This window comes from Marinovum sp. 2_MG-2023 (assembly GCF_030548265.1).
Classification (GTDB): Bacteria; Pseudomonadota; Alphaproteobacteria; order Rhodobacterales; family Rhodobacteraceae; genus Marinovum.
Genome location: NZ_JAUOSD010000048.1, coordinates 1 through 11,137 on the forward strand (window position 1 = coordinate 1; position 11,137 = coordinate 11,137).

An 11,137-nucleotide genomic window follows, 5' to 3' on the forward strand; every position below is an offset into this window, starting at 1 on the left:
ATGCGGGCGTAGCTCAGGGGTAGAGCATAACCTTGCCAAGGTTAGGGTCGGGCGTTCGAATCGCCTCGCCCGCTCCAATACTTACGATAGATGACATCGGATCTTATCCGGCGACCGAACGGACGGTATCAAAGAGATACCCCCCTTCGGGGTCGTCGTACGCAGTGGCACTGCGCACAGCCCCTCAATCACAAACGGCTTTCATTTCAACTCTTATGCGCAAGCCCAACCTGTGCGCGGTCACTCCAGCCGCACTGGAGCAAGCCGGGCTTGGTCAGGTACAGTGCCGCAGTGCCAGCCTTGAAGGCGGCTTAAAACGCCTTGAACGTCAGCGTGGTAAGCGACCGTTCAATACCGGGCAATGTCAGCAGATTGTCATTGATGAATTTGCCCACGTCCTGACCTTCGGGAACGTAAAGCTTCAGCAAAAGATCAAAATCGCCGGTGGTCGAATATAATTCGGAGTGGATTTCATGCCGCACGATTTCCTCCGCGACCTTATAGGTCTGGCCGGGGGTGCAACGGATTTGAACAAAGACACAAGTGGTCATGGCGCAGGTCTCCCTCTTGGCGCGGAGGCTGACACAGTGGCCGGGCACGCACAAGCCGCGAAAACCATCGCCCCGCCCCTTGGCCCGCCCGGGCGCGGGGCCTATAAGACGCTGACCTGACAGGAAGACCCCGATGCGCAAAGCCACGATCACCCGCGAAACCGCGGAAACCAAAATCAATGTCACGATCGATCTCGATGGATCGGGCAGCTATGACAATCAGACCGGCGTCGGGTTCTTTGACCACATGCTGGATCAATTGTCGCGCCACTCGCTGATTGACATGACAATCCGGGCCGACGGTGACCTGCATATCGACGACCATCACACGGTCGAAGACACCGGCATCGCCATTGGTCAGGCGCTGGTCGCCGCCCTTGGCGACAAGAAGGGCATTCGCCGCTATGGCTCCTGCCTGTTGGCAATGGATGATGCGCTGGTGCGCACGGCGCTGGACCTGTCGGCGCGGCCGTTTCTGGTCTGGAATGTCGATTTGCCGTCCCCGAAGATTGGCAGCTTCGACACCGAATTAGTGCGCGAGTTCTTTCAAGCGCTCAGCACCCATGGCGGCATCACCCTGCATGTCGACGCGCTGCATGGCATCAACAGCCACCACATCACGGAAGCGGCGTTCAAATCCGTGGCGCGCGCGCTGCGCGAAGCCGTGGAAACCGACCCGCGCAAGGCCGATGCAATCCCCTCGACCAAGGGCATGCTCTGACGGCAGGGACCGATTGGGCGGGTTACCCCGCCCCTTCCACTGTCTTTGCCACCGTCTTTGCCAGGGCCACGTTTCGCCGGATCATCCATTCCGCCAGGATGGCGTTTGGGATCCAGCAGGCCCAGGCCACGACCTGATACCCAAGGTCGATCCCCAGCGGCATCGCCAATATCGGCAATTCCAGCCGCAGGGTCACCCCGGCAAAGGTCAGCGCGGCTGACCGGATCATCCAGATCCGATGCGCGGCCAAACGCCCTTGCATCGCCAGCCGCACCGCCTGGGCCGTGACGCCCATCCACAGCACCGCCAGCACAGCAAACCCCAGCCCCGCGACCGGCCCCCCCGAGGTATGCGCCGCCAGCGACAGCGACGCCACGCCCGAAACCAGCACGCCAACCGCATAAATCCGCCCGAACCACCGGTGCAACTTTGGGCGGCGGATGCGCAGGCCGACGCTGAATTGAAACGGCAACAGAAACAGCACCAACGGCGCAACACCGATATGGGCATAGAGCGCCAGGGCACGCGGTTCGATGTGATGCGCCATGAAATCCATCGACGCCTCTACACCCAACGGAATGAACCGCCAGGCAACCAGCGCAACAAGGATCGACAACCCCCAGAACAGGGCATTTCGGATCTTTTGAAAGTTGAATGTGACCATGGGCTTTGTCCTTGCGATAAATGTGTCGATGCAAACTTGACGGTGTAAACTTGACACCGTCAATATTCGACCGCACTTGACGCTGTCAAGTCACAATCCTATCCCCGCAGGATGAACCAACACCCAGACAAAACCGGCCACCACCACGGCAATCTGCGCGCCGCGTTGATCGAAGCGGGAATCGCGCTATTGACCGAGGGCGGGCTGGATAATCTGTCACTGCGCAAATGCGCCGCCCGGGCCGGTGTGTCACATGCCGCCCCGGCACATCACTTTGACGGGGTGGACGGGCTTCGGATGGCCATTGCCGCCGAAGGCTTCGCCCGGTTTCGCCAAAGCATGCTGGATTTCGCGGACACCGGGCCGCAAACGCCCCGCGACCGTCTGCGCAATATCTGTCGCGGCTATCTGGCGTTTGCCCGCAACAATCCCGCGCTCTATGACCTGATCTTCAGCTTTCGGGCCAATTCAAAACTGATTGATCAAATGCGGTTGAATTCGGCCCCGGCCTATCAGGTGTTGCGCGACACCTGTGCGCCTTTTGTACCCGCCGGCAAAGATCCGGTCGAAATCGAAACCCAGGTCTGGTCGCTGGTGCATGGCTATGCGCTTTTGAATCTGTCAGGGCGATTTGGCGGCACGCCCACGCCGGACGACGCGGTGCTGTCCGTGCTTGACCATATTGGCAGCCCCCCTTGACCCTGCGGGGAAATTGCGCGACGCCTTTGGCGGATGCGCACCGCACATCTGCACATACCAATAGACCAAAGGCCGCCCCATGCTAACCGCCCTCATCGACTATGAATCCGGCAACCTGCATTCCGCCGAAAAGGCGTTTCAACGCATGGCCGCCGAAGTGGACGGTGGCGATGTGGTGGTGACCGGCGATGCAGATGTGGTGGCCCGTGCCGACCGCATCGTCCTGCCCGGAGATGGCGCCTTTCCCGCCTGCTGGAAACAGCTGAAGGGGCATTCCGGCCTCTATGATGCCATGGTCGAGGCGGTCGAGGTCAAAGGCCGCCCCTTCATGGGAATCTGTGTCGGGATGCAGCTGATGGCCACCTGGGGGCGCGAATACGAAGACACGCCGGGGCTGGATTGGGTAAGCGGCGAAGTGGTGAAAATCACACCACAGGACGACAAGCTCAAGGTGCCGCACATGGGCTGGAACGATCTGGTGGTCAACCATCCGCATCCGGTTCTGGCCGGGATTGAAACCGGTACCCATGCCTATTTCGTGCACTCCTATCATTTCCGCGTGGAAAACCCGGCGGAACGGCTGGCCCATGTTGACTACGCCGGCGATGTGACTGCGATGATCGGGCGCGGCACGATGGTCGGCATGCAATTCCATCCGGAAAAAAGCCAGGCCAACGGGCTGCGCATGATCGCAAACTTCCTCAACTGGGCGCCGTGACACACCCGAATTGAGGCTACGGCAATTTAATTTGCCCGCTGCCAATGCTGGCTTTTGCAGACCCCGACCGCACAGCCCTTGACCGTGAGTTTGGTGCCAGACACCTGCATCGTGGCGGCATAATCGCGACCAAACAGCGGCACATAGACCCGGCCCCCGTCATAGTGTCCCGGGCCTGCCGCCTTCATATCCCAGATCAGCCGCTTGCCCACATTGGGTGTCACAATCGGCTGGCCGTTCGGGTCAAACGCCTTGATCAAGGTGCCACAAAGCGCCGCGCCACAGGGCGTGATCTGGACAATGCCGGTCTGCCCCTTGGGGTCCGGCGGTGACGCCCAAAGCCCCTCGGCCGATTGCGCTGATGCGGCTTTGGCCAATGTCATCGCCAAAACCGCCGTTACCAGAATTCGGCCCATGGCCGATCTCCTATCCATAAACGACGCATCCGCTGCGCCGAGTGGATTGAAGTACGTTATTTCACCCGTGTCCAGACCTGAGAGCTGCACAACAGCCCGCCGGCCACACATCCCGAAAGTTTGAGCGAGCTGCCGCTTATCTGCATCTTGCCGACATAAACCTTGTTGTTGGATGGCCGCCAGACGTTGCCAGTGTATTTGCCACCGCCCTTTGGCTCCATGCCGCGCACCAATTGCTTGCCTTTGTTGGGGGAATTGTATTCCCCGCTGTTGTTGAAGGTGCGGCTGATGACACCACAGACCTTGGCGCCACAGGGCGCAATGGTGACATGGGCATAGCTGCCATCGTCCACTTCGGTTTTCCAGACGCCTTCGGCCGGGTCCGCAAAGGCCGGGCCGGTCATCAACCCCAGTGCGGCAATCGCCATCATCATTGGTTTCATTTATTACTCCTCCCTGAGCGATGGCCGGGATGTTGGGCGCGAATTGCCACATCTGGCAAGCGTGACGTCGGGTCGGTTGCATTTCGCCGCAGTTCGTGCAAAACGCCTTCGCTAGTGCAGCATAAGGGTGCTCAAACCATGATCCTCTACCCCGCTATCGACCTGAAAGACGGCAATGCCGTGCGACTGCTGCGCGGCGATATGGACAAGGCCACTGTGTTCAACAACGACCCCGCCGATCAGGCGCGGGACTTTGTCGATGCGGGCTGTGAATGGCTTCATCTGGTGGATTTGAACGGCGCCTTTGCCGGCGCACCGGTGAATGCAGGCGCGGTTGAGGCGATTCTGGCCGCGACCGCCGTGCCGACACAACTGGGCGGCGGCATTCGCGACATGGCCACCATCGAAAGCTGGCTGACCAAAGGATTGGCGCGGGTCATTCTGGGCACCGTTGCGGTCGAAAACCCGAAACTGGTGCGTGAGGCGGCCAAGGCGTTCCCCGGTCAGGTGGCCGTCGGCATCGACGCCCGCAATGGCCGGGTCGCAACCAAAGGCTGGGCCGAAGAAACCGATGTGCTGGTCACCGATCTGGCGCGCAGCTTCGAAGACGCCGGCGTCGCGGCGATCATCTACACCGACATCAACCGCGATGGCGCAATGCAGGGGCCCAATATCGACGCCACGGCGGCGCTGGCCAATGCAGTGTCGATCCCGGTGATTGCGTCCGGTGGCGTGTCATCAATCGAGGATCTGGTGGCGCTGAAAAACTGTGGCGCGGCGCTGAACGGTGCAATCTCTGGTCGTGCGCTTTATGATGGCGCGATCGACCTGCGCACGGCGCTGGCCACTCTGGCAGAATAAACATGTTCTGCGCTGGACAGTCCCGGACCTGATCCGGGACCTCCTGACAGATTGAAATGAGGTCCCGGATCACGTCCGGGACCACAAAACGCTAGACCACGCCAGCCTCGACAAAGAAATCCTGCGCCGTGCACATCCGGGAATCATCGGATGCCAGGAACAGCACCATTCGCGCCAGATAGACCGGTTCGATCAGCTCTTTAAGACATTGCGTCTCAAGATTTTTCTCCAAAGCCTCCGGTGTTGCCCACAAGGTCTTTTGCCGTTCGGTCATCACCCATCCCGGCACCACGGTATTGACCCGGATGCCATGCGGCCCAAGATCGGACGCCATGCCACGTGTCAGCCCATGCACCGCGGCCTTGGCGGTGGTATAGGCGGGCATGCCCCCCAACTTCTGCCACCAGCTGCAAGAGCCCATATTGATGATTGACCCGGCCCCGGCGGCAATCATCCCCGGCGCCACGGCCTGAATGGCAAAGAACTGGTGCCGCAGATTGGTGGCCTGACGTTCATCCCAGAATTCCGGTGTCACCTCTTCCCAGCCGTGGCGGTCGTCCCGCGCGGCATTATTGACCAGCACCGTGGCCGGGCCAAGCTTAGCTGCCAGGGCGGCAAAGGCCGCTTTCAGCGCGTCAATGTCGCGCAGATCGCATGCCTCAAACGCGACATCCCCGCCCAACTCGGCGGCCAGCGCCTGTCCCGCCGTCGCATCCAGGTCGACAAACCCGACCTTGGCCCCCTGCTCGGCAAAGGCGCGCACAATCGCCGCCCCGATCCCCGACGCCCCACCGGTGACAATCACCGATTTGCCGTTCAGGCTGGGATAATTTGCAAATTCCGGTGTCATATCGCCTCTCCGATTCCGCTTTGGTATACCATTTCGCAACATGACCGAATATGCAATCGCTTGCTTGCCCCATACCGCCGGGCGGATTAAGAGACGCATATGCTCAAGACCCGTATCATCCCCTGTCTCGATGTGGCCGATGGCCGCGTGGTGAAGGGTGTCAACTTTGTCGACCTGCGTGATGCGGGCGACCCGGTGGAATCTGCCCGCGCCTATGACGCGGCGGGCGCGGACGAACTCTGTTTCCTCGACATTCATGCCACGCATGAAAACCGCGGTGTGATGATGGATGTGGTGCAGCGCACCGCAGAGCAATGTTTCATTCCCCTGACCGTCGGCGGCGGTGTGCGCACGGCGGCGGATGTCCGCAAGCTTCTGCTCGCGGGCGCAGACAAGGTCAGCTTCAACTCTGCGGCCGTCGCCAACCCCGATGTGATCGCCGAAGCGGCGGATCAATTCGGCAGCCAATGCATTGTCTGCGCCATCGACGCCAAAACCGTGGCCCCCGGCAAATGGGAGATTTTCACCCATGGCGGCCGCAAACCCACCGGCATCGACGCGGTGGAATTCGCGCAATTGGTGACTGAAAAAGGCGCGGGCGAAATCCTGTTGACCTCGATGGATCGTGACGGCACACGCGCCGGGTTCAACCTTCCGCTGACGCGGGCGATTTCCGACGCCGTGTCGGTGCCGGTCATTGCCTCGGGCGGGGTTGGCACCTTGGACCATCTGGTCGAAGGCGTGACCAAAGGCGGCGCATCAGCGGTCTTGGCAGCCTCGATCTTTCACTTTGGCGACTTCACCATTGCCGAGGCCAAGCAGCACATGGCCGACGCCGGTATCGCGATGAGGCTGTCATGAGTGTTCTACACGACCTGGAGGCGGTGATCGCCGCACGCAAAGACGCCGATCCAGAAAGCTCCTGGACCGCGAAATTGCTGGCCAAGGGGCCGGAAAAATGCGCCGAAAAGTTTGGCGAAGAGGCGATCGAAGCAATCATTGCCGCCGCCAAGAACGACCGCGAAAACCTGACCTATGAATCGGCAGATGTGCTGTATCACCTGCTGGTGATGCTGGCCGCACGGGGTATTGCGCTGGACGATGTTTTGGCCGAATTGGCCCGCCGTCAGGGCGTGTCCGGCATCACGGAAAAGGCAGGACGCACGTAACGCGCCCAACCGGACCGTCGCAAAGGCGCGCCGGTGTTTGTTAAGCGGGACTTTGCGCCCGACCGGTCAACGACCGCTCCCAGCCCGAAGCAGACCCGCCGTCGGCCTACCCGGCGTAGAATTTGCTCATGCAGGTCGGGCGGATTGCAGACATTAGCTGCATGCGCACGCATCTTCCCGCAGATCGATGAAAGCGGTCATTCAGGACTGACTTGAATGGTTGAGGATTATACGTTTGGTACAAAGCTAACCAATGCGCGGATATCGAAATTCGCAAAGGCCTTGCCTCGGAGCACTGCAGAGGGGTTCGGCAAGTCCGTAGTTGCCATTTAGCGTTGCGCCTTTTACTGCTGCACAGACGAATATTGGCAGTTTTTCTGCGAGTGCATCACTTGGGTTCGTCGACAACGAAACAAGCCGCACAGAGCTATGGATTGGTTGTATGCAGCAGTTGAGCTCTCAGCTTTTGGCCTGTCTCAGTTGTCAAATTTTGATAGGTTCTATTCAGCATGGCTGAGGTCGGATTTACTTGGAGGCTTTATTTTGCCCACATCTGTGAATGAAAAAACTCAAGAGCTTGTAGGTAGTATACGCAATAGTCTTCGAGACGGGACCGCCGCCGAAGGACGTCTGGAAACAAATGATCGGATCATTGCAAGGGTCACGGATGGTATCTATCGCGAGCCGTGGTCGGCATTTCGGGAACTTGTGTCTAACGCCTACGACGCAGATGCGACTTCAGTGTCAATCGACTGCGACTACCCATTTTTCAACGAGGTGCGGATCAGCGACGATGGCATTGGCATGGATAGCCAGACTGTTGCGGACTTACTGACAAACATTGGTGGCAGTTCGAAACGGACATTTCGGGGGAAATCTCTAGGCACGGTAAACACAAATGATCCTACAGAAAGTCCTTCTGGCAGAAAGCTAATTGGTAAGATTGGAATTGGCCTCTTTGCTGTTGCACAGCTTACCAATCACTTCCAAATTATCACAAAGCGCAAAGGCGATTCTGAGAGGATATCGGCCACCGTTAAGATAAACACTTATAGGGAAAACGCTCACACGAGCGAAGGTGATGAGGCTTTCGCGAGCGGCACTTACAAAGTGGTTGCAGAAAAGACTTCCGACATCGATGCACATGGCACAACTATCGTTTTGATGAACGTTCAACGGGCGGTGCGAGAAAAACTGCAAAGTCGTGAAATATGGGATGCTCTTGACGAGCAAGAGAATGAAAAAGCATTTGGCTTATTCGACATCGTGTCAAAACCAAATTTCCATATCGGAAGAGTAAGTGCGAACGGCGAGCTATCGGTGCCATCAAGCCTGCCGTGGGCCGCAACTGACAGTCCAAAAGAGAAGTTTCGAAAACTGTTTGACAGCACGATTGAGCTCGGCAGGAACTCTAGCGACCGAACTGATTTGTCTCACCTCGATAATTACCTGAAGATGGTGTGGAGATTGAGCCTAGGCAGTCCGATCAAATATCTAGAATCGCACCCTTTTGAGTTCACTGGTTCTGCAGATTTAGATTTCTTTGAACTTTCAAATAAACCTAAAGGGGGAGCCAGTATAATTGAACTTACTGGCGATCAGAGCATTCGAGCGACAATGGGACTGGAGGCCGGTATCAAGGACCCCCTCTCGGAGTTTTCGGTGTTCATCGACGGAGTTGAACTCTTCAGGCCTGTCAAGTTATCAGAGGTGCTACAAGGGTCAATGAACCTTCCTCGCCCGATGTTTTTTGCAGGCAAAGTTGAGACCAATTTTGGGGATGCCTCGGCTGACAGGTCTGGCGGCAAGCTCTCCTTTGAAGCGTACCTCTATTGGAACTCTAAGATTATCCCAAAAGAAAGCATAGGTGCGCTAATAAGGGTCAATGGCGCGAGCGGAACTCTATTTGATCCAGATTTTCTTGGCTATCAGATCGCCGAACAAACGCGGAAAAAACAAGTAACTTGCGAAATTTTTGTGCTTGAAGGGCTAGATGGTGCTCTGAATATTGATCGAGAATCTTACAACACTAGCCATGCCCACTACCTCTATATTCAGAAGTGGCTTCACAACGCGTTCAGGCAGTTTGCGACCCAACATAAAAAAGTTGGTCGGGAGGTGCGCGAAAAAGAAACCGAGAGGATTAACTCCGGTGTAACTTCGAAGTTAACTGACATCACTGGCGAAGTTTGGGAACGAATGCGGGGTGATGACATTGCCTTGCCAACAATTGAGAAAAGACCTCTTGATCAAGGGGGTATATTGCCAGTCAAAGTGGGCGGAAACGATATTTCGTGGAGCCAACCTAGAATCAATGAAAGGAAAATTGGACGTTCAGACCGCATCGAAGCGATTTCAATTGTTTTGGACGCTTATGGCATACTTGAGCTGCTTGACGATGAGCGCCGTGCCGATCTCCTATTTGATATAGCAACAGTTTTTGAAGACGACGCATGAACATTGGAATCGATGTACCCGAAGAGAGCTTTGACGATTTTGCTCTTCCAGAGGATACAGGAGAGATTGCATCTCCTGAACCGCTAAGTTTTGCTCCATGGCACAAGCCTAGAAAGCAGTTTGTGCGGCAACGGCAGTGGGTTCACCATGCCCGTATGACCATTAAAAACTTGAAAAATGAAGGTCATCTGGACGCAAATTCTCCGGTCAGGTATTTAACTTTGCCCGGTCCGGATTTGCTTGATGTGAAACTTATGGCAGACGTGTGTGCGGACCAAAAGGTTGGTCTACACTATACTGGTTTCTGCTATGTGCGTGAAACTGAAGCAGTCCGCTTAAGACGCAACACCCAGCAATTCGAATTAGATAGAGGCGCCCAAATTCTACCGGGATCTGGTGTCCATATCTCGCGACTTGAAGAAATTACGAAAGCCAAGTCCGAAGCAAAGACACTGATGGAACGAGGTGGCCCATACAGCATCGTTAACATCGATGCATGTGAGCCTATAGCCAATGTAGACGGAAACCAAACCGGGCGGCTCGTTGATGCCATACGAACGATTCTGGATTATCAACTGAACGCAAACCGTCAGCCCTGGTTGCTGTATCTTACCACGCCAGTTCAAATCGACAGCGTATCAGAAGATGCACAAAGATCGCTCTATGACCAAGTGCGACAAAATGTTGCCGCCGATACTGAATTTGCCGATGAGTTAGCAGGGCGGTATGCTGATGGCGAAGACATTGATCAGTATTTGGTACGTGTATCTCAAGAAAACGGACACGAGTTTGTGCGAACCATAACCCTCGGGGTCTCAAAGTGGCTTGTTCACTTAGCTGAACAGGCAAACTTCAATGTCAAAAAACTGCCCGCGGTTTGTTATTCAATGTTCAGGAGAGAGCCCTATCTTCCGAACATGATCTCAACGTGTTATCTATTTTCGCCAAGGCAGATACCGATTGTTGATAACACTGGACTTACGCCGAATGCCCAACCTCAGACAGGCCAACCACCGATTTCCGACCATATTCGAGCGCTTCGCAAATCGATCGAAATCGAAAACATAGATGAGACGATTTCAAACGACCTAGTTTTAAGGAAATCACTGGTAGATGAAACCAAAGCTCTTCTGAGTGCCGTTGGCTATGATGTCGATCATCCTGTAAGGGGGTATGATATTTGGTTGTCAGGTGAACCGATGGAGCCGACAGACTAGACCGTGATTTTAGATGTCTAGTTGTGAAACCGTAGCGAACGTGCGCATGGTTCGCGCGACATAGCGGTATAGGGTTCGTCTTATCATCACATGCAGAAAGGTGGTCCGAAATCCAGCGAGCACCTCTGATCCTCGCGGGTCTCTGGCGATTAAGACTATTTCCTTACCTAGACCAACATACTTGAAGGCCGCAATGTAGACTGTGTGCAGCATCGGAGCACCGTGCTCAGAGTCCGGTTTGGGCCGGGAACGTCATAGTGCCTGGCTGACTCACCAGCTCCGGCTGCTGCGCCGCCTGACCTGCCCCCCGCGAAATCCCTCACCGTAATGTAGAGTCTGCGCCAACTCTGAAGGAGCAGACAGATGCGAAA

Annotated in this window: 13 protein-coding genes and 1 tRNA gene; 9 read left to right on the plus strand and 5 right to left on the minus strand. The window is 56.4% G+C overall.

Annotated features, from left to right (window positions below; all coding sequences use genetic code 11):
* Positions 1-2: 2 nt before the first annotated feature.
* Positions 3-77, plus strand: a tRNA-Gly gene (locus Q4577_RS23035).
* A 234-nt stretch (positions 78-311) separates the two neighbouring features.
* On the opposite strand, the gene Q4577_RS23040 is transcribed toward Q4577_RS23035, so the two are convergent.
* Positions 312-551 (minus strand): Lrp/AsnC ligand binding domain-containing protein, encoded by a 240-nt coding sequence (locus Q4577_RS23040; RefSeq protein WP_244687966.1) that lies wholly within the window; start codon positions 549-551, stop codon positions 312-314.
* A 133-nt stretch (positions 552-684) separates the two neighbouring features.
* Between Q4577_RS23040 and hisB the strand changes: the two genes are divergently transcribed.
* Positions 685-1,272: an imidazoleglycerol-phosphate dehydratase HisB gene (hisB, locus tag Q4577_RS23045; RefSeq protein WP_244687964.1), complete on the plus strand. Its 588-nt coding sequence runs from the start codon at positions 685-687 to the stop codon at positions 1,270-1,272.
* Between the two features lie 22 nt (positions 1,273-1,294).
* Here the strand turns inward: hisB and Q4577_RS23050 are convergent, their stop codons facing one another.
* Positions 1,295-1,936, minus strand: a complete 642-nt coding sequence (locus Q4577_RS23050; RefSeq protein ID WP_303473235.1) for a DUF2306 domain-containing protein — start codon at positions 1,934-1,936, stop codon at positions 1,295-1,297.
* A gap of 111 nt (positions 1,937-2,047) precedes the next feature.
* Here Q4577_RS23050 and Q4577_RS23055 point away from each other — a divergent pair, with 111 nt between their 5' ends.
* Both Q4577_RS23055 and hisH read left to right on the plus strand, forming a co-directional pair.
* Positions 2,048-2,635: a TetR/AcrR family transcriptional regulator gene (locus Q4577_RS23055; protein ID WP_303473233.1), complete on the plus strand. Its 588-nt coding sequence runs from the start codon at positions 2,048-2,050 to the stop codon at positions 2,633-2,635.
* A 79-nt stretch (positions 2,636-2,714) separates the two neighbouring features.
* The gene (gene hisH, locus Q4577_RS23060) at positions 2,715-3,353 is read left to right on the plus strand and encodes an imidazole glycerol phosphate synthase subunit HisH (RefSeq protein WP_244687957.1); all 639 of its coding nucleotides are present in this window, start codon (positions 2,715-2,717) and stop codon (positions 3,351-3,353) included.
* A gap of 26 nt (positions 3,354-3,379) precedes the next feature.
* Here hisH and Q4577_RS23065 read toward each other — a convergent pair whose 3' ends face one another.
* Positions 3,380-3,769 (minus strand): DUF2147 domain-containing protein, encoded by a 390-nt coding sequence (locus Q4577_RS23065; RefSeq protein ID WP_303473230.1) that lies wholly within the window; start codon positions 3,767-3,769, stop codon positions 3,380-3,382.
* A gap of 56 nt (positions 3,770-3,825) precedes the next feature.
* The gene (locus Q4577_RS23070; RefSeq protein ID WP_303473228.1) at positions 3,826-4,212 is read right to left on the minus strand and encodes a DUF2147 domain-containing protein; all 387 of its coding nucleotides are present in this window, start codon (positions 4,210-4,212) and stop codon (positions 3,826-3,828) included.
* Positions 4,213-4,350: 138 nt separating this feature from the next.
* Between Q4577_RS23070 and hisA the strand changes: the two genes are divergently transcribed.
* On the plus strand, positions 4,351-5,073 hold the full coding sequence (gene hisA / locus Q4577_RS23075; RefSeq protein WP_303473226.1) for a 1-(5-phosphoribosyl)-5-[(5-phosphoribosylamino)methylideneamino]imidazole-4-carboxamide isomerase: 723 nt from the start codon (positions 4,351-4,353) through the stop codon (positions 5,071-5,073).
* Positions 5,074-5,164: 91 nt separating this feature from the next.
* On the opposite strand, the gene Q4577_RS23080 is transcribed toward hisA, so the two are convergent.
* Positions 5,165-5,923 (minus strand): SDR family NAD(P)-dependent oxidoreductase, encoded by a 759-nt coding sequence (locus tag Q4577_RS23080; RefSeq protein ID WP_303473224.1) that lies wholly within the window; start codon positions 5,921-5,923, stop codon positions 5,165-5,167.
* A 99-nt stretch (positions 5,924-6,022) separates the two neighbouring features.
* Between Q4577_RS23080 and hisF the strand changes: the two genes are divergently transcribed.
* The 4 genes from hisF (at position 6,023) to Q4577_RS23100 (ending at position 10,766) form a co-directional block, all read left to right on the plus strand.
* On the plus strand, positions 6,023-6,784 hold the full coding sequence (hisF, locus tag Q4577_RS23085; protein ID WP_303473222.1) for an imidazole glycerol phosphate synthase subunit HisF: 762 nt from the start codon (positions 6,023-6,025) through the stop codon (positions 6,782-6,784).
* On the plus strand, positions 6,781-7,092 hold the full coding sequence (locus Q4577_RS23090; protein WP_303473220.1) for a phosphoribosyl-ATP diphosphatase: 312 nt from the start codon (positions 6,781-6,783) through the stop codon (positions 7,090-7,092). Before hisF ends, Q4577_RS23090 begins: the two co-directional genes overlap by 4 nt.
* A 429-nt stretch (positions 7,093-7,521) precedes the next feature.
* Positions 7,522-9,549 (plus strand): ATP-binding protein, encoded by a 2,028-nt coding sequence (locus tag Q4577_RS23095; RefSeq protein ID WP_303473217.1) that lies wholly within the window; start codon positions 7,522-7,524, stop codon positions 9,547-9,549.
* Positions 9,546-10,766, plus strand: coding sequence for a hypothetical protein (locus tag Q4577_RS23100; protein ID WP_303473215.1), 1,221 nt, complete (start codon positions 9,546-9,548; stop codon positions 10,764-10,766). Before Q4577_RS23095 ends, Q4577_RS23100 begins: the two co-directional genes overlap by 4 nt.
* The last annotated feature ends 371 nt before the right edge of the window (positions 10,767-11,137 follow it).